The following is a 26,603-nucleotide window of genomic DNA, read 5'->3' as shown; positions in this document are numbered from 1 at the left end:
AGCGACAGAATACAAAAGAGGGCGGAAAATGTAAGTATATCTGAATACATGTTTAGAGAAATATCAATTATCGGGCATGGGTGCACTGAATAAAGGTTCAGTGTATCCATGCCCGATACAGGGGAAGGGGAATAATATGTATACTGGATTAAAAACGTTTGGGAAAATAGTTGAACAACGAGTTAAAGAAAAACCAGATGCAAGGTTTATTCGTTTCGAGAATTCCGAACTCACATATGGAGAGTTCGATAAAAGTGGAAACAAGATGGCAAATGTAATGAAGAGGTTGGGGTTATCCAAGGGTGATACGTGCGCAGTGATGTTACCTAACAGCCCGGAGTTCTTAGCCGCCTGGTTAGGTCTGGCAAAACTTGGCGTAATTGAAGTACCTGTAAATGTGTCTTACCGCGGAGATCTCCTGACACACATTCTCAATACAGGTGAGTGCAAAGCTCTCGTGATTTCCTCGGATTGGGTAGGTCGTGTAAAGGAAATCTCAAATGAATTGTTACATCTTCGCCACGTCATTTTGGTGGGAGATGTCAATGAGGCTATGCCAGACCAGATCTCTTGCCATTCTTATACAAAAATTATGGATGAAGCAAGTGATCATTCAGTGGATGTAGACATCCAACCGACTGACCCATCTCTCATTCTCTTTACATCAGGAACCACCGGTCCGTCTAAGGGTGCCGTCATTAGTCATAGTGCAAATTTTAATCTGGCAGAAATCCATTGCAAATTTAGAGAAATAGGTCCAAACGATCGTTTATATACCGTTTTCCCACTTTTTCATTCCAATTCTCGGTATGCGACCGTCCTTCCGGCACTGATTGCAGACGGTGACGTAGTCATGCATAATCGATTTTCAGCTTCGAGATTCTGGGACATATGCAAGGAAGAGCAAATCACCCAATTCATCTTTATGGGATCAATGCTGACAATTCTTTTAAAACAGCCGCCGCGCCATGACGATTCGGACAATCCGGTTCAACAAGCACACGGGGCACCAATACCGCCAGAAATATATGAGGAGTTCCAGAACCGTTTTGGTATCAAGCTTCACGAAGGGTATGGTTCAACGGAAACCGGTTCGATGACCTTTAATCCAGCTGAAACGTTTCGAAAAGGATCCTGCGGCCGGCCTGTTTCGAGCTATGATGTTGAAATTCACGACGACAATGATAACCAATGTCCAAATGGTGTAATAGGTGAGATTGTAGTAAGACCGAAGGAACCTGGTGTATTGTTTTTAGGTTATTATGGGAACCCAGAGGCAACGGTAAAAGCATGGAAAAACTTGTGGTATCATACAGGCGACCGTGGGTACATGGATGAAGAAGGCTATCTCTACTTTGTCGACCGTAAAAAGGATGCCATCCGCAGGCGGGGAGAGAATATATCTTCATTTGAAGTCGAGACTGTTATTAACAAGCATCCTAAGATTATTGACTCGGCAGTAGTCGGTGTTCCTTCTGAACTTACAGAAGAGGAAGTGCTTGCTGTGGTCGTCGTGAAGGCTGGAGAAGATTTGAGGTATGAGGAGCTACTGGATTTCTGTCAGTCCCGATTGGCTCATTTCGCAGTTCCACGATATGTCCGGTTCGTATCAGATCTCCCAAGAAATCCGTCCCAAAAGGTCGAGAAATATAAGCTGCGTGAGGAAGGGATTACCCTAGACACGTGGGATCGTGAACTTACAGGGTATAAAGTGTTGCGTTAAATTAGCTGTAGATTTGAGAAGTTTTAGTTTTTGAGTAAGATTGGAGTGTAAAATGGTTGGTCTTCAGCATATGTAAGACCAACCAATTAAGTTTCGGGAGTAACAACCAGTCTAGTCCTATAAGTACTTGTAATCCTTTTCTGTTATAGATTGTTAGATTTACATAATAGCAGCTTGAATGGATTAGGGTTAAAATAATCAGAAAATAGGTAATAGTATGACAATAGGAAAAGACATTGTTTAGAAATGATTTTAATGGTCCGTACATCATGATGATATGATTGCACAAGTATAGTAAAACAGTGTTAAGGTCTTAAATCTCAAATTTCGATAAAGGATATTTAAATTTTTATAGAAAAGTTTCATAAAACATAGTTTTATGCAGTTTATCTTTTGATCTTAGAAATGGGGCGGTAGATTTGGGCTTTTTTAATTTTACAAATAAAGTTGCTATCATAACAGGAGGTGGTGGAGGAATTGGCCGTGCAGCAAGTCTTAAGTTAGCCAAGGGTGGAGCAAAACTAGTAATAGTTGACCTACATGAAGAGAGAGGAATGAAAGTTGTAAATGACATAAACGAAGATGGTGGAGATGCCATTTTTATAAAAACTGATGTAACGAAAGAGGAAGATGTAAAAAATTATGTACAAACAACGATTGATAGATACAAACAAATAGATATTTTTTTGAACAATGCAGGTTGGCTAGGAGCTGTAGCTCCCTTTGTTGATTATCCAGTAGATGTATTTGATAGAGTGATGGATATAAATGTAAGAGGTGTGTTCTTAGGAATGAAATATGTTCTGCCCCATATGATTGCTCAAAAAAGTGGGGCAATCGTTAATACTGCATCTGCTGCTGGGCTGCTTGGCACTCCCAATTTAGCTGCTTATGGTGCTAGCAAACATGCTGTACTTGGTATGACAAAGTCGGCTGGGGTTGAAGCAGCACCTCATGGGGTTCGCGTCAACGCGATTTGTCCTGGGGGAGTGGATACATCTATGTTAGATTCCGTGGTATTGGGTTATGCAAAAGGGAATTCAGAGGAAGCTGAGTTAAAAAGAACGGCTATAAAAGCAGCTTCTCCAGATGGAAGGTATGCAGATCCAGAAGAAATTGCCAATCTAATGCTTTATCTAGTAAGTGATTTATCCTCTCACATAGTTGGTCAAGAAATTGTAATAGATGGAGGAGCAATATTAACTTAATTAAATTAGATAAAAAACGGAAGGGGAGTATTTGTGAAAAATATTAAAAATTTAATTATTATTGGTCTCTTATTAATGTGTATGATGGTTGTCACCGCATGCGGAGGAAATGCATCTAAAACTGCCAGTGAAGATAAAGTATATACATTAGACCTAAATATACCCTTACCAGATAATTCTGCAAACAGTAAAGTACATTATTATTCCTATAAGTGGTTTACAGAGGAGATAGAAAAGCGAAGTGAAGGCAGAATGAAAATCAACGTATATTTCAATGGACAATTAGCTCAATTGCCGGAATTGCTAGATGCAGTAGCCAGCGGTACAGTCGATATGGGATACGCGACAACTTCGTTTTATGGAGATCTGGTACCAGAGGGGAATATAACGAACTTGCCATTATGGGCTAAAGATGTTGATGAAGCCTATGATTTATGGCATAACAAAGGAATAGGAGAGATCTATAACAATGCCTTTAAAGAATACGGCGTCACACCAATAATGAATAATTTCGTTGGAAACGGCGGCTGGTTATTGAACAAGCCTGTACACTCTGTTGAGGATATGAAAGGACTCATAATCGCAACTTATGGAGGATTATTCAATGCCTGGCTAAAGGAATTGGGAGCAACAGGAGTGGATCTGCCAAATGCAGACTGGTATGATGGTATGTCAAGAGGGGTTGTTGATGGAATCCCTACTGCCTTTAGCACGTTAAAAAATTTAAAATTAAATGAAGTTGTTGATTATGTTGTTGCTCCTCCGTTCAATAACGCCCTGATGGTAACTACGTTTATAAGCAATAAAACATTAGAAGAACTTCCTAAGGACCTGCAGGACATTCTCCTTGAGACAGCAAAGGAAGCAGAAACCCAGGCATTACAAGGCAGTAAAGAGGATAGTGAAAAGGTACTGCAAGAAGTGAAAGATTTCGAAAAAGCAAAAGCATTTGAAGTGATCACTTTGTCAAAAGAAGCAGAAAAGGAATTCTATGATAGTATCCAACCAATGTGGGATGAATTTGCATCATTGAGTGAAGGAAATGCAAAAATCATAGAAATTATCAGAGAAAATAGAAAAGAAAGATAATATAATTCGTTGATTTTCATTGAAAAAAGAGTTGTTATATTGATCTGTTTCACAATGAAGTTTATTTTATAAAAAAAAGGTGGAGTGTCTATGAAAAATTTTAAAAGTGTCATTCATAGAGTGATCTTATTAATGAGTATCCTTGCTTTAACAGCTTGTGGGTCCAATGCTACTTCATCTGAAAAAGGTTCTGAATCTTCTGATAAGGGTAAAGTGTATAACTTAAAATTTAATATTCCTTACCCTGATAACCAAGACCCTAATAACCCACGTTATTATGCTATGCATTGGTTTAAAGAAGAGATTGAAAAAAGAAGTGAAGGAAGAGTAAAAATAGAATTATATTTTAATGGCCAGTTAGCTCAAGTTCCCGAAATGTTAGATGCATTATCCAGCGGTACAATCGATATTGGATATGCGACTGCATCGTATTATGGAGATCTCGTACCAGAAGGGTTTATCACATACTTCCCATATTGGGCTAAAGATGTCCAGGAAGCCTATGATTTATGGAATAACACAGAGATAGGTGAGATTTATAACAAAGCTTTCAAAGAATATGGTGCTACACCGTTATTGAACACTTATGCTGCTCTTGGTGGCTGGTTAGTAAACAAGCCTGTTCACTCTGTTGAGGATATGAATGGACTATTAATGGTAACAATGGGAGGATTATATAATTCCTGGTATGAGGAATTAGGGATAAATGGTGTGGAAATCCCTCATTCAGATTGGTACGATGCACTTTCGAGAGGAATCATAGATGGGATACCTACTGGATTTCAAGCATTGACCATCTTTAAACTAAACGAAGTAGTTAAATATGTCATCGATCCACCGTTTGTTGATGCTCAGATGGGAAATATGTTTATTAGTAATAAAACTTTGGAAAAACTTCCTAAGGATCTGCAGGATATTATTTTCGGGGTCTCAAAGGAAGCTGAACTCAAAGCGTTAGACGCAACTAAAAAGGATAAAGATAAGGTTTTACAGGATTTGAAAAATTATCAAAAGAAAAATGGCATTGAAGTAATTAAGCTGTCAGAGGAAGAACAACAGAAATTTGTTGAAAGTGTTCAGCCTATGTGGGATAAATTTGCTTCTTTAAGCAAGGGTAACTCAAAAATAATTGAAATAATAAGAAATAATATTGAAGAGAAAAAGAAAGAGTAATGGAGGACACTTAGATAATTTCAAAAGTCGGTACCAAAATTCTTTGTAAAAAATATTCAGAATTATCACAATGTTAAAAATGTAAAGAAGAAATCGTTTATCTGTAAATAAAAAGGCCCTTTAAGTAAAAACCGAAATGATAATGATCGGTCTAAACATCATTTCCGTTTTTAAAAAAATACTTTTCTATAAGAATATCGAACGGAGAGGGTGTCCCATGAAAATTGTAAATAAAACGATTCGATTCATTAATTTTATTAATCAGCAAATGTATGTGGTGATCGGAATAATTATCACTTTCCTATCATTTATGATCTTTTACGATGTTATTGCCCGTTATTTTTTTGAAAGACCGACTAGATTTGGGTTTGACACTTCCGTTTGGCTGACAGCGGTTATGGCGTTTATAGGCGGCGGGTATGCCATATTGAAAAACGAACACGTACGAGTGGATATGTATTATGCAAAGTTTTCTGATAAAGGAAAAGCTATAGTGGATCTAATCTCTCACCTGTTTATTTTTTTAACGGTAATAGCACTGGTTTTTTGGGGCGGGCAGCACGTTTTAGATTTGTATAACAAAGGAATAGTTGCGACAACCGGCCTGAATATACCAGTGTGGATTAAATGGAGTATCCTTCCTATTGGTGGAACCCTGCTGGGACTGCAGGCATTGGTGACTTTGTTTAAAGATATTTACTTACTTATAACAGGTAGTAAATATGATGCTGACAATGTTAATACAGATAGAAAGTTTGACCTCGACAATAATAAAGAGATTTACCTGCCTAACACAGATATAAAGTTTGAGGAGGGGAAATAAATGGAACCTTATGTTATCGCTCTTATCATGTTTACGGCTCTAATGACAGGAATTATGCTGGGAATTCCGATTGCTTTTGTAATGTCCGGCATTTCCCTTATCGCTGGCTTTATTATATGGGGCGGAACTGCGAGTGTGAGCGGGTTTATCTTATCCGCATTCAATGATGTCAATCAATTTATTTATACTGCGGTACCCTTATATATTTTCATGGCAGGAATCTTGAGATACAGTGATTTGATAGATGGAATGTATGAAGCATTTTACCGCTGGTTTGGGGGCATGAGGGGCGGACTTGCTGTTGGTACAACGGCCATTGCTACATTATTCTCGGCAATGGTTGGGACAGCCATGGTATCTACAGCAACTCTCGGAGTTACTGCCCGTCCATCGATGCTCAGCCGCGGATACAATGATAGATTAACGCAAGGAATTATCTTGGCAGGCAGCGGATTAGGAATTCTTATTCCTCCTAGTCTTGTAATGATTATCTACGCTGTAATAGCAGAAGTTTCTCCAGGACAGTTGTTTATGGCTGGTATTATTCCCGGCATTATGATGGCCGTGATTATCGCGCTATACGCTTTAATTTTATGCTGGATTAAACCTAACTATGGTCCTGCTCTCCCAAAAGAGGAAAGGTTTACTTGGAAAGAAAAATTTGTAGCTCTAAAAGCTGTTATTTTACCATTAGGTGTTATTACTATGGTACTGGCTAGTATATTTTTGGGAGTTGCCACCCCAACCGAGGCTGCGGCAGTTGGAGTTATCGGGTCACTAATTAGTGCGGGAATCAATCGGAAGCTGACATGGGGAAATATTAAAAACATGTTCAGTATGACGATTGGATTGTGTGCTATGGTGTTTTGGATGGTTATTGGCGCCACTGCCTATGCCAAAATAATCAGTGTTACTAGAGTGGGTGAACAACTGGCAGGGATAATTGAAAGTATGAATTTGTCTCCAACCATGTTCTTGATAGCTGTCCTTATTTTCTTTTTCATCCTTGGTATTCCACTGGACGCTGTACCTATTTTGTTCATGACGGCGCCGATTATCCTGCCAATCTTAAATAGTATGGGAATAGATATGGTATGGTTTGGTGTTATTTTTGTAATCAGTGCGATAACAGCAAATTTATCACCGCCTTTTGGAATGCAGTTATTCGTTTTAAAAGGAGTTGCTCCAGATATTAATTTACGTGATACGTTTGCAGCCTGTTGGCCAATGGTGGGATTATTTACACTAGGTACGGCTATCTTATTTATTTTTCCTGAAATTGTAACATGGCTTCCGGAGCAGATGTTTAATAATCGGTAGGTTTAGAAATCAGCTGTATGCACTTTTTTTGGGAATTGTACTTTCTTTTACAGGAAACAGTTAATGCCAGAAAAACTGCATATGGCTTAATTTGGATTTTAGGTTAAATAAAAAAACAAAGGGGTGGATTTTTTGTGGAAAATGTCAGAAAAATGATTCATAATTTTGTATTAATCATATGCTTCATTACTTTAACAGCTTGTGGTTCAAATGCTTCATCTGGAGACAGTTCAAAAACTTCCGGCGGCAAGGAAGAAAAGTATAATTTAACCTTTAATGTTCCTTTACCGGATACTACAAAAAATAGTAAACCGATGTATTATGCTACTCATTGGATAAAAGAAGAGCTTGAAAAAAGAAGTGAAGGTCGATTAAAAATTGATCTATATTTTAATGGGCAGTTAGCACAACAGCCTGAAATGCTGGATGCTTTAGCCAGCGGCACAATCGATATGGGAAACCTTACTCCTACGTTTTATGGTGATACTGTTCCAGAGGGGTATATATCCTATTTTCCATACTGGAATAAAACTGCACAGGAAGCCTATGATTTAATGTATAAAACAGAGATTGGCGAGATTTTAAATAACGCTATGATGGATAACGGTGTAAAACCATTAATGTACACTTTTTTAACAGATAATGGCTGGTTATTGACAAAACCTGTCCACTCTATGGAGGATATGAAGGGAATGTTAATCGCATCTATGGGAGGTTTGTGGAATACTTGGTATGAGGAATTAGGAGTAGTAGGTGTTAATATCAGTGTTCCTGAATGGTATGACGGGCTGCAAAGAGGAATCATAGATGGGGTGCCTGTAGGATATCAAACGTTAAAAACCTTAAAACTAAATGAAGTGGTAAAATATGCTGTGGATCCCCCTGTTGTGAATGCGAATATGGCAAGTACGGTTATAAGTCAAAAAGCAATGGAAAAACTCCCTAAAGATTTACAGGACCTTATTATAGAGGTCTCAAAGGAAGCTGAACTCAACGCGTTAGAAGCTGGCAAAGAGCATACAGCGATGGTAAAACAAATACTTGAAGAAAATGAAAAGTCAGGTGCTTTTGAGGTCATTCACTTATCAAAGAAAGAGGAACAGAAATTCTATGAAAGCGTACAGCCTATGTGGGATAAATTCGCTTCCCTTAGCGAAGGTAATAAGAGAATGATAGAAATTATCAGGAAACATAGAGAGAAAGAAATGAAAGAATAATAGATAAAGCTTCATTACTAACACGGATGCCTGAGCAGTTGTGTAATAGTAGAATATCTATTATAAATATTAAAATTGAGGAGGAATAGAAATGGTTGAACATTTAACGTTTATTAATTTTGCAAATGAAGAAATAGAGGGAAAAAAAGTTGAATTAATAGAAAAGATAAAAGCATTTAGTAACCATATACCTGGAGTTGTTGATGCTCAGGCAGGGGGGAATTTTAAAGAAGGTTTTGATTTTGGAATTTCAATCCGGTTTAGAGATAGAAAATCATTTGAAGAATACATTCCCCATCCGAAACATCAAGAGGTAGCCTCTTTATTAAGAGAAATGGGAATGAGTGATTTTACAGTAGTAGACTTTGAATTTTAATTTTGATTCTAGTAACCATATAAAAGCTAAACACCCAATTTTGTAAATGGCTTGGGTGTTTAGAGCTGTTGTCAGTCGCTATGATATTGGATCTATTCATTTATTCAATTTCGTTGTTTTGTTCAATAGTCGGAAAATTTGAAAAAATGTTTGACAGGTGTAAATAATGATGATAAATTAAAATCGTAGAGTCAATGGTACTAACAACCATATAATATATTAATGTGTTGTTTGTAAAAGAGGTTTTTTAAACAAATTTGAAAACGGTCTCAAAAGTTTGATTAAAAAAGGAATCTATCTAATGCTGATATTTCCCCAATGTCTAGGATAAGAATTATTTAGTTGTTTTTTGTCCGTTGTTATTTTTGGGTGGTGATTAAACCAAGGGAGAATAACGTAAAAGATTGAAGGATTTAAAAGTAGATCTAAAGAATGTAAGGAGGTTTAAAAAATGAAAAGAAATGTTGTAGGTAAAATTGAAGAGATCCAGCCAGGGGAAAGAAAGGTTGTTCAAGTTGGAAGGGCTTCGGTTCTAGTCATTAGAAACGGGGATAGTTTTTATGCTATACGAAATTATTGCCCTCACCAAGGTGCAGAGTTTGAAACGGGCAGTTTAAGGGGGGTTGCACGTTCATCTAATGTCAAAGAAATTTGTTATGAGGAAAATGGTGGACACATTTATTGTCCATGGCATCATTGGAGTTTTGATGTGAAGACGGGATGTGCAGAGCATGATCCGGATCGGTTCAAAGTAAAAACGTATGATGTAAAAGTAGAAGGAAATGATTTGGTTGTCTATAGCTAATTATGAGAGAAGAGAGGAAAGCGATAAAAAATGACTAATTCCATTGAAAAAAAAGTAGAAAATACTGTGATGCAGAAGAAAAAAATTCCTGTTATCGATTGTGATCTCCATGCTAATCCACGTACGATGAATGATCTATTGCCCTATTTGAGTGATTATTGGGCAGATTTTTTAGTCGATTCTCAGTGGATAGGCGTTTTTGCGGGGGCTCCTGCCATGGTTACTCCCACAAGGTACCGAAAAGATAGTATTAGCACTGAAGGAGAGAGGGCATGTTCTTCATTAAGTTTTTTTAAAGAACAAGTAGCGGATCGATATAACTATGCCTATGCCATTATTTACCCTGATGCCGTCTGGAACCTCTCTGCTTCTTCACAGCATGGAATGGCAACAGCAGTTGCTTCAGCCTACAATGACTGGCAAATTGAGCACTGGTTATCGAAGGATTCTACTATGCTTGGTTCTGTAGTTGTTGCCGCACAGGATCCAGAAGCAGCCGCTCGTGAGATTGATCGAGTTGGCGGTCACCCACAAATCGTTCAAGTAGCGTTACCGAGCTATTGTCCTTATGGGGGATGGGGAAATAAGCGGTATTTTCCTATATGGGAGGCAGCTGTACGAAACGGACTTGTCGTTACGTATCATGTAGCCATTAAAGGTGGATTATACACAGATGGGTTTGAAACAAGCTGTTTTGCAGAGAATCAAACCAATAATGGCTTAGCCTTTCAAGCAGCAATGTCAAGCCTTGTATTTGGCGGTGTATTTGAGACGTTTAAAGAACTGCGTATCCTCTTTAATGAAGGGGGCTTTGGCTGGGTTCCAAATGCCATGTACACAATGGATACCCATTGGCCAATGTCCAGACGCGAAATCCCTTGGATGAAACGCTCACCAAGTCAACAGATTCGAGAACAGATGTGGTTTGGGACACAGCCAATGATTGAACCACACAACTCGGAAAATGCAAAACATGTCATTGAACTGGCTGATATGATCGGACAGGATAAAATTGTATTTACAAGTGACTATCCGCATTTTTCCTTTAATCCACCGGAAATAACATTCAAACATTTTCCAAAGGAGTTTCGAGAAAAGATTTTATATAAGAATGCTGTAAAGCTATTTGGATTACCTGATCCGATGAAGGATAACAGTTAATTTTTTTAATAACTAGCAGATAAAATTTTTGTATGTTTTGTAATCTATTTTAATAAGAAGTGCAATATTAAGATGTAAGATTACTATTTTCCTATCAAGGTAGAAACTGATGGATTCTGTCGATTAGGTTTCTGTTTCGGGTGTTGGATCTCTCTATCAGGAGTGAAAAGTCGGTTGGTCTTACAGTTATAAGTTCAACCGACTTAGAATGTAAACAGTAACCGCTTTCCTTTCGGCTTGAAAAAACATTGGAGGTTAATAATGAAGAATAAAATTCTAAAGACCGTAATTTCAGGTTTTACTATTCTATTACTTGCTGCTTGTGGAAGTGATCAAACATCGTCAACACCATCAAATGAAAAAGTTCAACTTACTATGAATTCACAGTTTGCTACAGTACATCATATTCATAGAAATGTTTATGAACCATTTTTAAAAATAGTAGATGAAAAAACAAATGGACAGGTTTCTGTTGAACTTCATCCTAATTCAGCTTTAGGCGCCCCAGATACTTCTTATGATGATATTAAAAATGGCGTTTATGATGTAGGAATGATTACTGCAACTAACGCACTTAACACCCCGTTTTTTCCATATACAATAGGAACTTTACCTTTTGCATTTCCTGATTTAGAAACAGCTTACAATGTACTAGAGAAATTCGAAGTGAAGCATCCTCCAAAAAAGGCTAATCAAGATCTCTATAATTTAGGACCTGTTGCTCTTACAGAACCCCAAACAATATTTAGTAGAACACCAATTAAAAGTGTTGAGGATTTAAAAGGGATGAAAATAGCTTTTCAGGGTGGAAAGGGAATTGAAAAACTTGTTACCTCCTGGGGAGCAACACCTGTTGTTATTAAAGGTGTTGATGTGTACCAAGCATTAGAACGTGGAGTTGTAGATGCAAGTCTTTATACAGTTCTGGGTGGAATGGGTTCCAAAATTCATGAAGTTGGTCCCTATCTTCTTGACTTAAATATTTTTAACACACCACTTATCACAGTAATGAGTAAGGATGTTTATGAGAGAATGCCAGATAATGTAAAAGAAGCATTTGACAACGAAATATCAGGTCAGGTACCTACTATGTATAAGGGAAGCTATGATTCAGAACTGGCGAAAGCTAAGGAACAATTAACCCAGGAGCTAGAAGGTAAAGGTGGATGGATAAAGCTTTCCCCTGAAGAAGAAGCAAAAATTAAACTGGGAGCAAAGGCTGCCTGGGATGCGTGGATTGAAGAAGCAAATAAAAAAGGATATGACGGAGAACAATTAGTGGCAGACTTTAAAGAAATTCTGAAGGAAGAGGGAGTGGAACTCCCATTCTAAGGTTATCGCACATATAGATTTCGGCCCGTACCTTACTATATTTTTACGAAAATTTTCCCCATTGATTAAGCAGTTTAATGCGCAACGCAAAATATAAAAATCAATGGGGATTAATCATTTAATGAAAAAAATACTCGTTAAGCAATGAAGGGAGAGGAAATATTGAAAGATACTGCTGCAAATACCGTTATGGAAGAGCCTCTAATAAAATTAAAAAGAGGACCGCTGATTACTGTTACAATAACCATTCTATTAACTTATGTATTCGATTTATTTGTTGGGTCGGTTACTGGTGTAGCGACCCCAAGTATTATAGCAGAACTTGGCGGAATGCATTTTTATGCTTTAACCATTACAACATTTATGTTAGGGGGCAGTATCGGTAGAATTGTTTCTGGAAAATTAGGTGATTTATACGGCAGAAAATTAATTTTACAAATTGCCCTGCTTTCATTTGCCATAAGCAGTATACTTTGTGGACTTTCCAATTCTATCATGATGTTAGTCATTTTTAAGGCCCTTCTCGGTACGGCGGGAGGATTTTTATACACGACATGTTATGCTATGATCGCTGACTTTTATGGTCCGACAAAAAGGGTAAAAGTTTTAGGATATTTAGCATCTATGATTGGCATATGTTATATTTTGGGGCCTCTCTTAGGAGGGTATATTGTTGATACGCTCAGCTGGCGCTGGCTATATATCATCCCTGCACCTTTCTTATTGCTTAGTAGTCTATTAATTCATAAAAACATTCCTTCTGTTAAAGAAACAGTTAAAGTAACAATCGATTATACTGGTATTTTGTTACTTTGTACCGCGGTTGTCCCTTTCCTTTTAGTCCTGACTTGGGGTGGAAGCAAATATTCATGGGGATCACCCATTATGATTGTATTTTATTTAATTTCAATCTTTTCATTAATTGCATTTGTTTACGTTGAGCGTAAAGCTGTTGAACCCTTATTACCTCTAAGTTTACTTAAAAATCGTTCCTTTTTGTTACCAACGTTTGGCTATGCTATAGCATGTTATGGAGTTGTTATTTATGTAAGTTACATTCCATTGTATGGGCAGGCGGTTAAAGGAATGTCAGCCTCGGCCTCAGGGTCTCTCATTACACCACTGATGATATTCACCATCATTTCTACACAAGTAACAAGTATGATTATAGCTAAAACAGGCCGGTATAAAACAATACTTTTATTTTTATTTGTATGGACATCCATCATCATGTATCTGATTTCAGGATTTAACGAAAACTCTAGTCTTCCGTATTTGTACAGTGTTTTATGTATGGTTGGTGTGTCTATGGGCGCATTTAATGTAATATTTGTTACTTATCTGCAAAATCATCTGCCGCATAAGCAAGTGGGTGTGGCGACAGGTGCCTTGTATTTTTTTGGAAATATTGCAGGGGTAATCGCATTATCAATCGCGGGACTTATCATGAATACAATGTGGCAAATTGATAAATACATGCCGCAACGACTTAAAGAGGCATTACCTGACTCAGGAATCAATCTGATGTCAAGTACACAGACGCTTACGAACAAGCAGGCTGCTGCAGAACTGAGAAGCCAGCTTCCATCCGAATTGCATGGTGTATTTGACAGTACCATTTTAGAAATGAAAGCGGTTTTGGTTCAAATATTTGATTATGTGTATTTAATAAATGCAGGATTAAGTATTCTCGCCGTTTTCGTCATTGCCATCTTTTTCAAAGAAAAGAAAGTTAGAAAGCAGAAAATAGAAGCGGAAGAAGCCGTTTAAAAAAGAATAGGCATGGGCAAACCGTTTTTAGAAATGGTTCCTGAAGCCTACCATAAAGTAATCGATGTGTACCAGCATGGAGTCTATTACGGAATGTTATAATGCAAAAAAATGGTTGAGTTGGGAATTTAGAACGGTGTAATCGTCAATACGCATCCATTTATGAAACGATAGTCTCTACAGGAAGTTTTAAATACTATACTGCAAATGCAGTAGTAGTCATCATGACCAAAGCTGGTGCACTTGATTATTGGTACGCCCATATTTAAAAACGTTGAACATTTGAAAAACACTTTTGCTAATCAACATACGAGAAAAAAACTTAAAGAATCATGGAACTTTGCCGAGGTTGTTGCATTCTTATTCACGTCTAATTTCGATGTAATAAATGGAAGTTTATTCCTGTTGGCGATAGATTCTTAAGTTTTAAGAATCATATTGTGTAATGTGTTTTTAGAATTATCACGTTTTTTATATTATTTTTATAAAAAATTATCTTAGGAGGATTGGAATGCAGAAGTTTGATTTTACAAATAAGGTTGCCGTCGTAACAGGAGGCGGTGGAGGAATTGGGCGGGCAGTGAGCCTGAAATTAGCTGAAGCGGGTGCAAAGGTAGTCATTGTTGATATTTCTGAAGATGCAGGAATGGTCACTGTCAATCAAATCACAACACAAGGCGGCGAGGCCATATTTATTCAAACTGATGTAACAAAAGAAGAGGATATACAAAATTATGTGCAAACAACGATTGACCGATATGGAAAAATAGACATCTTTTTGAATAATGCCGGTTGGGAAGGAAAAATAAGTTCACTAGTTGATTATCCAACTGAAGAATTTGATAGAGTTATGAGCATAAATGTCAGAGGTGTATTTTTAGGATTAAAATATGTAATGCCATATATGATAGCTCAAAAAAGTGGAGCGATTGTTAACACTGCATCCGCAGCGGGACTTCAAGGAACTCCGAATTTGGCAGCATACGGTGCCAGCAAGCACGCTGTACTCGGCTTAACGAAAACTGCTGGTTTTGAAGGAGCAATCCATGGTATACGTGTAAATGCTGTATGTCCGGGTCCTGTAAACACTGAAATGATGTGTTCCATTGAAAGAGGATTTGGAAAAGGTGATCCGGAAGCAGCATTAATAAGCAGAAAGGCAATGAAAGTTAAAACACCAACTGGCCGTTACGCTGAGCCAGAGGAAATAGCAAACCTTATGATGTACCTTGTATCGGACTTCTCAACTCATATTATTGGCCAACAATTTGTAATTGATGGTGGGTTAATTTTAACATAATAGCCATCAGAGAATGGAACTGGTCCGGTTATCCGTGTATTTTTAATGGTTTCCTAGTATTTCAGGGGTTCACGAATCCATTCATTTTATAGGATATTTCCTTCAATAGGTAGAGAATAATTTTAATCATTATCTGTTAACGATGAAGGGAGAGGAAACAAACCTTTAGGAATCACTTACTTTAATAGCTTTTTATAATTTTGTTAAAAAGACAAAATCCCCAAAATTCGTAATCATTTCCTTTGAATAGTGATAGGAGGGATAGAAGTAAAATGAAGAAAAAATCATTATCCGTTTTTTTATGCCTGACAGTGATTCTTACTATTATTGCTGGGTGTAAGCAGCAGGAACCGGTAAAAAACGAGGTAAATAAAGAGAAAGAACCGAAAGAGGTTGCACTTACGACAGAGGTACTTTTTAAAGAAACCGATGATCTTACTAAAATTGCGACCCAAACCTATATTTGGGGTTATCCGCTGGTAAGTGCTGCAAATATTCGTCAAAATAAAACATTGTCAGACCCTACAGTAGGTCGTAACGGGACACCAATTAACTCATTTGGTCATGCAAAGCAGCTTGCGGATCCTTCTAATCGGTCTGGACCGGGACCAAATAATGATACTATGTATAGTATTGCATGGATAGACCTTGAGGATGGGCCATTTGTCATAGAAACACCGGATTTTGGTTCGAGATACTATACATTTTCTATAAACTACTCAGATTCCAGCGCCGATAAATCTCTTGGACAACGAACTCATGGGGGTCAAATGCCGCCTTTGTTTATTACCGGTCCAAATGATGAAATACCAGTTCCCGATGGTATGGAGGCAGTTGTTAGTCCAACACGTTACTTACTTATAGCAGGACGTATTTTGGTAGATGGTGAAAAAGATCTTCCTAAGGTACATGAATTACAGAAACAAATAAAGCTTCGAACCTTTGAAGACTATACAGCAGGAATAGACCGGCAACCTCTAGTTTCTAATCAACGCCTTCTTAATGAAGGGATTAAAGAAGGTGATGATTTTACTTTCCTTTATCAATTAGGAAATGTACTAAAAGATTGGTGGGTACGTGATGAGGAAAAAGCGCTTTTGGATAGATTTTCAGCTATTGGTCTAACTACGGTAGGATTTGATCCAACTGTTCTTAGTGATAAACAAAAGCAAGAAATCCTTCATGGATTGGAACAAGGTAAAGAATTCGTTAACGAGAGATCCAAAAATTTAGGACGGAATATTAATGGCTGGACAATCAATAACCTTGGACCGCGATTCGGTGATGATTATCTTCTTAGAGCGGCAGTTGCAAAGGATCAAATTTATGTTGCGATACCAGAGGAAGCCGTCTATCCAATCGGCCGTGTTGATGTTAATGGTGACCCACTTACCGGAGAAAAAAGCTACAGGATTGTTCTTGATAAGAATACAACGCCGCCTGTAAAAGCATTTTGGTCTATTACTTTGTATAATGACCAAGGATTTATGGTGGAAAACGAAATTGACCGTTTCTCGATTGGAGACCGTACAGAAGGATTGATCATAAAAGAGGATGGCACTATCGAAATTCGTATCCAAAAGGATAAACCATCAGAAGTGGATGTTAACTGGCTCCCGGCTCCTGAAGGAATTTTTTATTTTATGATGCGTCTGTATATACCGGAACAGCAGGTTATTGAAGGTAAATGGGTTCCAGCTCCAATTGTTCCGATGGAATCTAAATGATGCGAATTTAAGTACAGATAAAAGAAGTTACTGATATTCTGCTCTTGAAGCTAATGTTGCTAAGGTAGAGGGAGTAGAGTTTCCATTCATATTAATAGTAGATATAGGGTTGAATTTTCTAAACTTTATTTCTTCGGTTTCCCTATTGATAAATAACACTAAAGTGCAATCCAATATCAGAGTATATCAATAGGGGATTTATCTATTTTTAATGGAAATTGAATTGAAAGTAGGGGGAGGAGCCATGCATATGAGGAATACATTTAACGTTATTAGATCCTTAACAAAGATTTCTATGTATTTAGGTTTTGCCACATTGGTGTTGATGGTTTTATTACTTACAGCTTCATCTATTTCCAGAAACGTGGGCAGTCCGATTTTGGGGGATGTTGAACTTTCTACTTTGTTAATGGTTGTTTTAATTTTCCTAGCAATACCATACACCCAAAATATGGATGGACATGTGAAAATTGGACTTTTAGTGGACCACTTTCCACAAAGAATTCAAAAATGTTTAGATATCATCTCATCCGTATTAACCTTTTTCTTTGCCATTATGATTTCGGTTGTTTACTATCATACGGCTGTAGAACTTTTCATTGAGAATCCCCAGTTTTCAGATCTTTTAGGGATTCCATTGTACCCATTTAAATTTCTGATTGTATTTTCTACTATATTATGGGCTTTGGAATGTGCCCTGAAAGTTGTTGAAGATGTATTAAGTTTAGTAAAGAACCGGGTCAAATTAGTTGAGAATGTAACAAGTTTGGGAAATAGTCAAGTGGAAAAGGTAGGGGAATAAAATGTCCTTGGAAACTATAGGCTTTTTAGTAATTGGTGCAATGTTTATTTTGATGTTTTTAAGAATTCCAATCGCTATTGCTATGGCAGTTCCGTCTATTATTGCAATCTATTTTTTAAGAGGGGAACGGGCTATATTTGGTGCAATTGAGAGTATTTTATGGACTCATAGCGCTAATTATAATTTAATTACCATTCCAATGTTTATATTAATGGGACAATTAATATTTTATTCTGGAATCGGTGAAGAATTGTTCTCAATGTTTAGAAAACTTTTTGGCAAAATAAGAGGCGGGATGGCGATATCCTCAATTGGTGCCTCAGCCATGTTTGCTGCAACTTCTGGTTCAAGTTTAGCGACTACAGGTACAATGGGTGTTATGGCTACAAAGCAGATGTTGAATGCTGGTTATAGCAGGTCATTAACAGGTGGAGCCATAGCGGCTGGAGGAACACTGGGGATATTAATTCCACCAAGTAATATATTTATCATTTATGGGATGCTTACAGAACAGTCAATTGGTCATCTTCTTATGGCGGGAGTTATCCCAGGGATTATTTTGACTTTATTATTTATGTTAACCATTAAGATTGTAATTGCCTTAAACCCAGGGATGGCTCCTGAGGGAGTATCTTATAGTTTAAAGGAAAAATTATCAAGTCTTCGGCCAACATTGTGGACTATAGCATTATTTGCTCTTGTTATTGGAGGGATGTATTTCGGTCTTTTTACTCCGACTGAGGCTTCTGGTGTTGGTGCTGTTGGTGCATTCCTAATTGCATTAATCAGAAAAAAATTAACATTAGTAAAACTTAAGGATACTCTTGCCGAAACACTTAAAACTACTGGATTTATTTTTACCATTGTGATTGGTGCCTTTTTTCTAAGTTTCGTAGTATCGATAACACGGCTGCCTTTGATTTTAGAAGGATTTTTTGCAGATCTTTCTTTACCGCCTTTTGCAATATTTGCTTGTATTATCCTTATGTATGTTGTATTGGGCATGGTATTGGACACAATGGCAATGATTGTTGTAACCATACCAATTGTATTACCAATCATTCAGATGTTAGGATTTGATCTTATTTGGTTCGGGGTTATTATTGTATTGGTTGTCGAAATGGCAATGATTACACCACCAGTTGGTATGAATTGTTTTGTTCTTAATAGTGTGGTACCAGAATTAAATCTTAAAGAGATTTTCAAAGGCGCTTTACTATTTGTTGTCCCAATATTGGTTTTAATTGTGTTACTTTTCTTTTTCCCTGAGATCGCGTTATTTTTACCTCAAACCATGAAGTAACATTTAGGACATCCTGCTGTTCAATAGACAGAATATTAAATAGACTTTGACACTTATAGAAGTCAATGCTAGAATTAACATATATTTCCAGTGGTCCGTATAACCATATAATATATTAATATGGCATTCGTATAATATTCTAGTTGAAAAAGGGAAGGATGAATCGCCATTATTATCTTCAACAATTAGGGAGCGTAGAAGGTCCAAATTAATATGTTGTGAAAATTATAGTGAGGTGGGACTGAATAATGGAAAAAGGCATTTTAGATTTATTGGAGCAAGTACAGCGCTTACAAAGTATTCAAGATATAAGAAATTTAATTACAACTTATTGTCAAAGTGTTGATTCATGGGATAAAGAGTCTTTTTTAAGTATTTGGGATAAAGAGGCAGTCTACATGGTTCCTAGAGGTGCTTCGAATGGAAAAAAGGAAATTGCAGAAATGTACGATAAGATAACATCAGCTGAACAAAACCATCACCATCATGTAACCAACTCTAAAATAGAAATTAATGGGGATACCGCTACAGGTGTTTCTGATGTTTTATATTATCGTTTGATAAATGGCGAGTCTACCTATTTATCTGGAAGGTATTATGATGAATTTTGTAAAAGCTCAGGAAAATGGCTGATTAAGAGACGAGAATTCAAACCTCAGGCAACGATAAGCCCTCTTTTTAATAGAGTCTGAAAGCCAAGAGCAGGAACGATTACCGAGATTGTAAATTAAGATTATGGTGCACTAGAATTAAGGATTTAAGGATGTGAATTGAAATGAGTAAGCTATTTTCTCCCTATCAAATTAAAGATGTCACATTAAAAAATCGGATTGTCATGTCTCCAATGTGTATGCATTCAGCTAAAGACGAAGATGGGACAGCAACAGAGTGGCATAAGCTCCATTATGGAATTCGAGCGGTAGGCCAGGTAGGGCTCATCATGCTGGAATCTACATCTGTACATCCCCATGGAAGAGTTTCATTTACTGATTTAGGGATCTGGGATGATAAACATATCGAAGGTTTAAGGAGTATTGTAAATACAGTCCATGAAAATGGCTCGAAAATTGCGATACAACTTTGTCATTCTGGCAGAAAGGCAGTAGGTGATAGCGTTATTGGCCCATCACCAATTGCTCATAATAAGGAAAAGAAAACACCGATAGAAATGAGTATCGCAGATATTAAAGCAGTGGTCGAATACTTTAAGAATGCTGCACTCAGGTGTAAAGAAGCTGGTTTTGATTTAATCGAGTTACATGGTGCACATGGATATTTAATTAGCAGTTTTCTATCACCATTGTCAAATAAAAGAACGGATCAATATGGAGGTTCAAGAGAAAATCGCTATCGTTTCTTAAGGGAAGTTATTGAGGCCATTAATACGGTTTGGAGAAATCCTTTGTTTGTCCGTTTATCTGTAAATGAATATCATCCAGCCGGAAATTCAATCGAAGATTTTATTTATTTCTCACAACAGATGAAAAGTCAGGGTGTTGATTTAGTTGATTGCAGTTCCGGCGGGGTTGTCCTCGCTGAAATTGATTCCTATCCAGGTTATCAAGTTCCATTGACAGAGAAAATCAAAAAAGAGGCTGATATTGCTACCGGGGCGGTAGGCTTAATCACACATGCACTCCTGGCAGAAGAAATGCTAAAAAATAACCGTGCTGACTTAATTTTTATTGGAAGAGAGTTGTTGCGGGATCCATTTTGGCCGCTAACCGCTGCTCATCAATTAGGAGAGTTTATTCAACCGCCTTTCCAATATGACCGGGCATGGAAAGAAATGTTAATAAAGGAAAACAGTTCAATCGTTCAAAGATGGGTACCTGGGCATGAAGCATTAGCGCTCAAATTATAAAAGCAAATATAAATAAATCAATATTTTTAGAGTAGAGGAATGAGATGTTAGCTAGAGAGAGGCTCGTGATAAAATGGAACATTTGATGATACAAGAGAGAATACACCAGTTAGAGGCCATTGATGAAATTAGAAAATTAATAGCCAACTATTGTCATGGTGTTGATAAAAGGGACCGGGAAACTTTTTTAAGTATTTGGCATGAAAAAGGGGTTTGGGTGGTTCCAAAGCATCGAACTTGCTCTGGAAAAAAAGAGATTGAAAGTTTGTTTGATTCTATTTTGGCTAGTAGAGAAGAACAACACCATCATACAACGAATTCTTTGATCGAAGTGAATGGAGATTCTGCAACAGCCCTTTCTGATGTTGTCTATACCTATACAGATAGAAAAGGGAAATCAGAATTATTATCTGCATCTTACCGGGATGAATATACAAAGAATACAGGGAACTGGCTTTTAAATAGAAGAGAACTTTTTTACTTTAACATTAAGAGCCCATTATTTTAAAAAAGGCGGGCATGACACTTGGCTAGATTCACATGAAAACAACATCATTAGATTGTATACCATGGCCTCGCTAACTAGAAGATTTCGAATATTCAGTCATACTTGTCCCATGTACTATTTCTAATTTAGCCATCTTTTACAAAAACAAAAATAAGAGATAGCCGTTTGGCGACAATGGACAATAAAACTGATAGGTAAAGGGGGATTCTAATGAAAAAGAAATTGTATGTGTTAGGGCTTTTGGTTTTGATTCTTTTGTTGGCAGCTTGTGGAAGTGAAGAATCTGCTGGTAAGGAAACAAAAAAAGGAAATGATTCTGCAGGAACGAGTGATAAAACGTATGTTCTTAGAGCATCTCATAGTTACTCAGGACAAGAAATAATGGGGAAGCTTGCAAATTCCTTTAAGGAAGAGGTAGAAAAACGGAGTAAAGGCAGACTCAAAATAGAGGTATACCCAAGTGCTCAGCTTCTTCCTTATGATCAGGAAATTCCTGGGTTACTTAATGGTCAAATTGATATGGCTTTTAATGGTTCTTCTGGATTAAGTTCCATAGAATCAGCTTATGACGTGTTAGCATTACCATTTTTATTTGATTATGACCCTGACAATTTTAGTGTAGCAATAAATAGTTTAAGAGACTATATGGAACAAGAAAATGGCGGACAACTTTTATTGAAAAAAACGGAAGAACGCGGAATAAAACCTTTAGGCACCTTTGTTGGAGCAGACCCTGGTCTTATTTGGACAAGAGACAAGGAAGATATAGTTACGGATAAGGAAAGTATGAAAGGGTTAAAGGTAAGGATTTATGGAGGCAAATTGGTTTTAAAAACATTTGAGAGTTTAGGTGCGAGTGGTGTTCCAATTGTATCAACAGAACTTATCCCAGCATTACAACAAGGGATTATTGATGGGACTATTGCCTCTATTGTACAAACTGCTGATCGAGACTTACCAGTAAAGGCAGGTATGTTTTTACCGGTTGTTTATTCTATTAACCCTGTAATTATGTCTAAAGCAAAGTTTGATCAATTGCCAGCTGATCTTCAAGAAATTTTGTTAGAGGCTGGAAAAACTATTCAAGAGCAAAATGATGAAATGCTTACAACACATTATAAAGAAGCTAAGAGCAAACTTGAAGCACAAGGGGTAGAGCTTTACTATCCTACAGATGAAGAGATGTCAGAGTATAAAAAAGCAGCAAGCCCAGTCTATGATATGTTCAAAGAAACTGTAAAAGATGGGCAAAAGTTGATTGAAGCCGCCCAATCTAACTAACTTTATAAATAAACATTTGCTTTTCCCATCTTATAAACTTTAATAATCTAAGAGGCATGCTAATGAAATAATCGAGTTTATACTAACCCGGTATAAACTCGGTTCATTTCAAATCGAATATGATCAAGAGGTGGATAAAAATTGAATTTTATTCCTAGAATTGAAAATTACACTCGCTGGATTGATAAAAGTCTGTCTTTCATAGCGTGTACACTCTTAGTATTTAGTGTATCACTCGTTATGTACAGCGTAATTATGAGATACTTTTTTGATATTTCGTATCCAATGATTGAAGAACTGTCCCGATACTTCATTATTTATTCTGTCTTTGCATATATAGGACCTTTAATTAAAAATGGGGAGCATATAAAAATGGATATGTTACCCAATTATCTGAAAGGTAGAAAGAAGTATGGGTTAGATTTATTCATTAATTGCTTATTATTATTGGCTTTTATATTTCTCTTTTGGAACGGTATCAAATGGGTAGATTCGTTAGTTCAAATGAATATGAGAACGAACTCAGGATTAGTATTAATGGCTTTGCCTGCGATAGCAGTTCCAATTGGTATGTTTTTCTCTTGTGTATATGTTTTCCAGCAAATTATTTTGGATATTTATAAATTTCGTGTAAATTATGAAAGTCATTCTTCAATTGAAGAGAATTCTTCAAAATCCATTAATGAAACGACACAGCAAGAAGAAATTGCAACACCTTAGAAAACGTAATACTTTTTAGATGAACAAAGGAGGAAAGTCATTTTGTTAGCTATAGCGATTATAATTTTTTTAGTCCTACTATTTATTGGGGCTCCAATATGGTTTGTATTGGGGATGAGCGGAGGATTTCTAGCTGTATTTGGAATGAATTTACCAACCGCCAATGTGCCTTCACATTTTTTTATAGCTGCAGATAGCTGGATTCTTTTAGCTATACCATTTTTTCTACTCGCGGGCAATTTAATGACTTTTATGGGTACAGCTCATAGGATGCTGTCGTTTATTGTTCATGTAGTTGGCCATTTTCGCGGGGGCCTCGCAATAGCTGCTGTCATAGCATGCGCCATATTTGGGGCACTTTCAGGTTCTGCAGTTGCCACCGTTGTTGCAGTGGGTACGATGGTTATTCCACATATGTTAGAAGCAGGCTATTCCAAAGAAAATAGTTTAGGTATTGTATCGGCATCAGGTACATTAGGTGCAATGATACCTCCAAGTATTATTATGATTTTGTATGCGTCTATCGTACAGGTAAATGTTTCCGATCTTTTCTTAGCAGGCATCGCTCCAGGTATCATGCTTACCATTCTACTTGTTATCACAGCAATCATCGTTAGTTATCGGGAAAAGGCAGTTGGCAAATCGAAGAGTTCCAGAAAGGAAATAGGTTCATCATTTGTGCAGGCTATTCCAGCCTTGTTAATGCCAGCAGTCGTTTTAGGGGGGATTTATCAAGGAATCTTCACTCCTACCGAAGCGGCAGCCATTGCAGTCTTCTACGTATTATTGATTAGTTTTATCTTTGAACGTAAAAACTTTACGAAAAATAATTTAATAAAAAGTATAAAAGGTGCAGTGGTTACAACCGCCGCAATTTACATCATTCTAGGCGGAGTATCATTATTTTCTCAATCTCTTACTTTTTCTCAAGTACCACAGCAGATTACGGAGTATGTCGCTACAGTTAATGTACCGGCATGGTTAGTGACGTTAGTTATTGTGTTATTTCTATTATTATTAGGAACATTTTTAGAACCGGGTCCGATCCTTTTTATCACCGTTCCTATTTTATTACCAACCATTTTGAATTTAGGAATTGATCCAATCCACTTTGGGATTATAATGGTTATTTGTTTAATGATAGCGCAAATCACACCTCCCGTTGGTATGACGCTATTTGTATTAAGTTCAAATTTCAAAACAAATGTGGGTGTAGTGATACGAGGTTCTCTTCCTTATATGTATGCTCTTATAATCGGTTCAATCATTATACTGTACTTCCCTTGGCTAAGCACATTTTTAGTAGATTAGTCAGTTTATTTTATTGGATTATAAGGTATCTAAATAAGCATTTCTTCATTCTCCGTTTTGTACCAATTCAATTTTAGGGGGTGAGGTTAGCATAATAGTTAATAGATTATTTCTATAATTACTTAGTATGCTAGGAGGGTTAATAGAATGGGAAAGAATATATTATGTAATAAAGAAGACATCAAGCCAGGAGAAAAGAAGGTTTTTCAAGTTGGAAGGGCCTCTGTTCTTGTTGTTAGAAATGGAGATAAGTTTTACGCAATACGAAATGCGTGCCCTCATCAGGGGGCAGAGTTAGATAAAGGCTTTTTAGGGCCAGTTGCTCGTTCTTCCCAAGTAAAAGAATTCTGTCTTGAGGAACATGGCGGACACATTTATTGTCCATGGCACCGATGGAGTTTTGATTTGGAGACAGGATGTTCAGATCATGATCCAGTTAATGAAAAAGTGAAAACGTATGATGTAAAGGTAGAGGGGAACGATTTGGTAGTATATGCCTAGTATGAAAGAAGAGAGGGGATTCATATGACTAACACGGTTGAAGAAAATATCGATAATACTTTGAACCAAAAAACAAAAGTACCTGTCATTGATTGTGACCTTCATGCCAATCCTCATTCGCAAAATGATCTATTGCCATATATGAGTGATTATTGGAAAAATTTTATGATAGATTGTGGATGGAGAGGAGTTTTTCAAGGGGCGCCTGCAATGGCAATTCTCCAACGGAACTGCCTTGACAGTGATACACCTGAGGGCGGCACGGGAGCTTCTTCATTACGTTATTTTAGAGAACAAATAGCCGATAAATATAACTATGCCTATGCAGTTATTAACCCTGATGCTACCTGGTTTATTTCTGCTTCTCCACAACTTGAAATGGCAGCGGCAGTAGCTTCCGCCTATAATGATTGGCAAATTGAGCATTGGTTATCGAAGGATCCGAGTATGCTTGGATCTGTTGTAGTTGCAGCTCAAAATCCTGAAGAAGCAGCTCGTGAGATTGATCGCGTCGGCAGTCATCCTCAAATCGTTCAAGTGGCATTACCGAGCTTTAGTCCTTATGGGGCATGGGGAAATCCGCGGTATTACCCTATATGGGAGGCAGCTATACGAAACGGACTTATCATTACTTATCATGTATCAACCCGTGGGGGATTATATAGAGATGGTTTTGAAGTTAACAATTTTGCGGAGAGTCAAACAGGTAATGGAATACCACTTCAAGTAGCAATGTCGAGCCTGGTATTTAGCGGTGTGCTTGAGAAATATAAAGAGCTGCGTTTCCTCTTTAATGAAGGAGGTTTTGGCTGGGTTCCAAATACTATGTACACAATGGATACTCATTGGCCAATGTTAAGACGAGAGGTTCCTTGGGTAAAACGTCCACCGAGTGAACAGGTTCGAGAGCATTTTTGGTTTGGAACACAACCATTGATTGAACCAAACCGGCCAGAGGATACAAAACATGTTGTTGATTTGGCAGAAATGATTGGCAGGGATAAAATTGTGTATACAAGTGACTATCCGCATTTTACCTACAATCCACCGGAAATTACATTCAAACATTTTCCAAAGGAATTTAGAGAGAATATCCTCTATAAGAATGCAGCTAAGTTATATGGATTACCAGTTTCAATGGAAGTTAACAAATAAATTATTTGTGAGTTTAAATTTACCAGCTCTGTTTCTACTTCATATTTTATCGGGGATTTCCGACTTGTAAATTCTAAATATTCGGTAACCTCTTAAAGTAATTAGAGCAATAGCAAGATGAATCCAAGGAGGAT

24 protein-coding genes are annotated in these 26,603 nt (G+C 37.2%); all 24 read left to right on the top strand.

The annotated features are described in order from the left end of the window. Window positions 1–136: 136 nt before the first annotated feature. The 24 genes from AC2TFD_RS18425 (at window position 137) to AC2TFD_RS18310 (ending at window position 26,469) form a co-directional block, all read left to right on the top strand. Complete coding sequence (locus AC2TFD_RS18425; RefSeq protein ID WP_484673701.1) at window positions 137–1,723, top strand: AMP-binding protein; 1,587 nt, start codon at window positions 137–139, stop codon at window positions 1,721–1,723. A 419-nt stretch (window positions 1,724–2,142) separates the two neighbouring features. Beyond that, a complete protein-coding gene (locus AC2TFD_RS18420; RefSeq protein WP_335516855.1) occupies window positions 2,143–2,931 on the top strand; it encodes an SDR family NAD(P)-dependent oxidoreductase in 789 nt (262 codons plus the stop codon). 33 nt (window positions 2,932–2,964) lie between these two features. Further along, window positions 2,965–4,020: a TRAP transporter substrate-binding protein gene (locus AC2TFD_RS18415; RefSeq protein ID WP_335516852.1), complete on the top strand. Its 1,056-nt coding sequence runs from the start codon at window positions 2,965–2,967 to the stop codon at window positions 4,018–4,020. 90 nt (window positions 4,021–4,110) lie between these two features. Continuing rightward, window positions 4,111–5,193, top strand: a complete 1,083-nt coding sequence (locus tag AC2TFD_RS18410; RefSeq protein ID WP_335516848.1) for a TRAP transporter substrate-binding protein — start codon at window positions 4,111–4,113, stop codon at window positions 5,191–5,193. Between the two features lie 217 nt (window positions 5,194–5,410). Beyond that, a complete protein-coding gene (locus AC2TFD_RS18405) occupies window positions 5,411–6,016 on the top strand; it encodes a TRAP transporter small permease subunit (RefSeq protein WP_335516845.1) in 606 nt (201 codons plus the stop codon). Beyond that, window positions 6,017–7,336 (top strand): TRAP transporter large permease, encoded by a 1,320-nt coding sequence (locus tag AC2TFD_RS18400; protein ID WP_484673700.1) that lies wholly within the window; start codon window positions 6,017–6,019, stop codon window positions 7,334–7,336. Window positions 7,337–7,470: 134 nt separating this feature from the next. Further along, a complete protein-coding gene (locus tag AC2TFD_RS18395; protein ID WP_335516838.1) occupies window positions 7,471–8,553 on the top strand; it encodes a TRAP transporter substrate-binding protein in 1,083 nt (360 codons plus the stop codon). Window positions 8,554–8,644: 91 nt separating this feature from the next. After that, window positions 8,645–8,929, top strand: a complete 285-nt coding sequence (locus AC2TFD_RS18390; RefSeq protein ID WP_335516835.1) for a Dabb family protein — start codon at window positions 8,645–8,647, stop codon at window positions 8,927–8,929. Between the two features lie 451 nt (window positions 8,930–9,380). Continuing rightward, on the top strand, window positions 9,381–9,734 hold the full coding sequence (locus AC2TFD_RS18385; protein ID WP_335516832.1) for a Rieske (2Fe-2S) protein: 354 nt from the start codon (window positions 9,381–9,383) through the stop codon (window positions 9,732–9,734). Between the two features lie 30 nt (window positions 9,735–9,764). After that, a complete protein-coding gene (locus tag AC2TFD_RS18380) occupies window positions 9,765–10,895 on the top strand; it encodes an amidohydrolase family protein (protein WP_335516828.1) in 1,131 nt (376 codons plus the stop codon). 261 nt (window positions 10,896–11,156) lie between these two features. Then, window positions 11,157–12,227 (top strand): TRAP transporter substrate-binding protein, encoded by a 1,071-nt coding sequence (locus AC2TFD_RS18375; RefSeq protein ID WP_335516825.1) that lies wholly within the window; start codon window positions 11,157–11,159, stop codon window positions 12,225–12,227. Between the two features lie 162 nt (window positions 12,228–12,389). Next, window positions 12,390–13,997 carry an MFS transporter gene (locus AC2TFD_RS18370; RefSeq protein WP_335516822.1) on the top strand — a complete coding sequence of 536 codons (1,608 nt, stop codon included), beginning with the start codon at window positions 12,390–12,392 and terminating at the stop codon, window positions 13,995–13,997. Window positions 13,998–14,508: 511 nt separating this feature from the next. Beyond that, on the top strand, window positions 14,509–15,297 hold the full coding sequence (locus tag AC2TFD_RS18365) for an SDR family NAD(P)-dependent oxidoreductase (RefSeq protein WP_335516819.1): 789 nt from the start codon (window positions 14,509–14,511) through the stop codon (window positions 15,295–15,297). A 272-nt stretch (window positions 15,298–15,569) separates the two neighbouring features. Continuing rightward, the gene (locus AC2TFD_RS18360) at window positions 15,570–17,024 is read left to right on the top strand and encodes a DUF1254 domain-containing protein (protein ID WP_335516816.1); all 1,455 of its coding nucleotides are present in this window, start codon (window positions 15,570–15,572) and stop codon (window positions 17,022–17,024) included. 250 nt (window positions 17,025–17,274) lie between these two features. Then, window positions 17,275–17,826, top strand: a complete 552-nt coding sequence (locus AC2TFD_RS18355) for a TRAP transporter small permease (RefSeq protein ID WP_335516813.1) — start codon at window positions 17,275–17,277, stop codon at window positions 17,824–17,826. 1 nt (window position 17,827) lies between these two features. Beyond that, the gene (locus AC2TFD_RS18350; protein WP_484673699.1) at window positions 17,828–19,129 is read left to right on the top strand and encodes a TRAP transporter large permease; all 1,302 of its coding nucleotides are present in this window, start codon (window positions 17,828–17,830) and stop codon (window positions 19,127–19,129) included. 248 nt (window positions 19,130–19,377) lie between these two features. After that, window positions 19,378–19,821: a nuclear transport factor 2 family protein gene (locus AC2TFD_RS18345; protein ID WP_484673698.1), complete on the top strand. Its 444-nt coding sequence runs from the start codon at window positions 19,378–19,380 to the stop codon at window positions 19,819–19,821. 83 nt (window positions 19,822–19,904) lie between these two features. Next, window positions 19,905–20,993: an NADPH dehydrogenase NamA gene (namA, locus tag AC2TFD_RS18340; protein ID WP_484673697.1), complete on the top strand. Its 1,089-nt coding sequence runs from the start codon at window positions 19,905–19,907 to the stop codon at window positions 20,991–20,993. Window positions 20,994–21,066: 73 nt separating this feature from the next. Then, the gene (locus tag AC2TFD_RS18335) at window positions 21,067–21,501 is read left to right on the top strand and encodes a nuclear transport factor 2 family protein (protein WP_335511392.1); all 435 of its coding nucleotides are present in this window, start codon (window positions 21,067–21,069) and stop codon (window positions 21,499–21,501) included. Window positions 21,502–21,711: 210 nt separating this feature from the next. Beyond that, the gene (locus AC2TFD_RS18330; protein WP_335511390.1) at window positions 21,712–22,782 is read left to right on the top strand and encodes a TRAP transporter substrate-binding protein; all 1,071 of its coding nucleotides are present in this window, start codon (window positions 21,712–21,714) and stop codon (window positions 22,780–22,782) included. Between the two features lie 240 nt (window positions 22,783–23,022). After that, entirely contained in the window at window positions 23,023–23,502 is a 480-nt protein-coding gene (locus AC2TFD_RS18325; protein ID WP_484676338.1) for a TRAP transporter small permease, read from the top strand. A 42-nt stretch (window positions 23,503–23,544) separates the two neighbouring features. After that, the gene (locus tag AC2TFD_RS18320) at window positions 23,545–24,813 is read left to right on the top strand and encodes a TRAP transporter large permease (protein WP_335511385.1); all 1,269 of its coding nucleotides are present in this window, start codon (window positions 23,545–23,547) and stop codon (window positions 24,811–24,813) included. 147 nt (window positions 24,814–24,960) lie between these two features. Next, window positions 24,961–25,314, top strand: a complete 354-nt coding sequence (locus AC2TFD_RS18315; RefSeq protein ID WP_335511383.1) for a Rieske (2Fe-2S) protein — start codon at window positions 24,961–24,963, stop codon at window positions 25,312–25,314. Window positions 25,315–25,338: 24 nt separating this feature from the next. Next, window positions 25,339–26,469, top strand: a complete 1,131-nt coding sequence (locus tag AC2TFD_RS18310) for an amidohydrolase family protein (RefSeq protein ID WP_335511381.1) — start codon at window positions 25,339–25,341, stop codon at window positions 26,467–26,469. Window positions 26,470–26,603 lie beyond the last annotated feature (134 nt).

This window comes from Neobacillus sp. plas4 (assembly GCF_057221695.1).
Note: the sequence above shows the minus strand (reverse complement) of the source record. Positions and strands in the feature narration are given on the sequence as shown.

Bases quoted from the DNA above. Each gene is read 5' to 3' on its own strand.
- AC2TFD_RS18425 (WP_484673701.1), top strand. From the start codon at position 137: ATGTATACTGGATTAAAAACGTTTGGGAAAATAGTTGAACAACGAGTT.
- AC2TFD_RS18410 (WP_335516848.1), top strand. From the start codon at position 4,111: ATGAAAAATTTTAAAAGTGTCATTCATAGAGTGATCTTATTAATGAGT.
- AC2TFD_RS18405 (WP_335516845.1), top strand. From the start codon at position 5,411: ATGAAAATTGTAAATAAAACGATTCGATTCATTAATTTTATTAATCAG.
- AC2TFD_RS18400 (WP_484673700.1), top strand. From the start codon at position 6,017: ATGGAACCTTATGTTATCGCTCTTATCATGTTTACGGCTCTAATGACA.
- AC2TFD_RS18390 (WP_335516835.1), top strand. From the start codon at position 8,645: ATGGTTGAACATTTAACGTTTATTAATTTTGCAAATGAAGAAATAGAG.
- AC2TFD_RS18385 (WP_335516832.1), top strand. From the start codon at position 9,381: ATGAAAAGAAATGTTGTAGGTAAAATTGAAGAGATCCAGCCAGGGGAA.
- AC2TFD_RS18380 (WP_335516828.1), top strand. From the start codon at position 9,765: ATGACTAATTCCATTGAAAAAAAAGTAGAAAATACTGTGATGCAGAAG.
- AC2TFD_RS18375 (WP_335516825.1), top strand. From the start codon at position 11,157: ATGAAGAATAAAATTCTAAAGACCGTAATTTCAGGTTTTACTATTCTA.
- AC2TFD_RS18365 (WP_335516819.1), top strand. From the start codon at position 14,509: ATGCAGAAGTTTGATTTTACAAATAAGGTTGCCGTCGTAACAGGAGGC.
- AC2TFD_RS18360 (WP_335516816.1), top strand. From the start codon at position 15,570: ATGAAGAAAAAATCATTATCCGTTTTTTTATGCCTGACAGTGATTCTT.
- AC2TFD_RS18355 (WP_335516813.1), top strand. From the start codon at position 17,275: ATGAGGAATACATTTAACGTTATTAGATCCTTAACAAAGATTTCTATG.
- AC2TFD_RS18350 (WP_484673699.1), top strand. From the start codon at position 17,828: ATGTCCTTGGAAACTATAGGCTTTTTAGTAATTGGTGCAATGTTTATT.
- AC2TFD_RS18345 (WP_484673698.1), top strand. From the start codon at position 19,378: ATGGAAAAAGGCATTTTAGATTTATTGGAGCAAGTACAGCGCTTACAA.
- namA (WP_484673697.1), top strand. From the start codon at position 19,905: ATGAGTAAGCTATTTTCTCCCTATCAAATTAAAGATGTCACATTAAAA.
- AC2TFD_RS18335 (WP_335511392.1), top strand. From the start codon at position 21,067: ATGGAACATTTGATGATACAAGAGAGAATACACCAGTTAGAGGCCATT.
- AC2TFD_RS18330 (WP_335511390.1), top strand. From the start codon at position 21,712: ATGAAAAAGAAATTGTATGTGTTAGGGCTTTTGGTTTTGATTCTTTTG.
- AC2TFD_RS18325 (WP_484676338.1), top strand. From the start codon at position 23,023: ATGTACAGCGTAATTATGAGATACTTTTTTGATATTTCGTATCCAATG.
- AC2TFD_RS18315 (WP_335511383.1), top strand. From the start codon at position 24,961: ATGGGAAAGAATATATTATGTAATAAAGAAGACATCAAGCCAGGAGAA.
- AC2TFD_RS18310 (WP_335511381.1), top strand. From the start codon at position 25,339: ATGACTAACACGGTTGAAGAAAATATCGATAATACTTTGAACCAAAAA.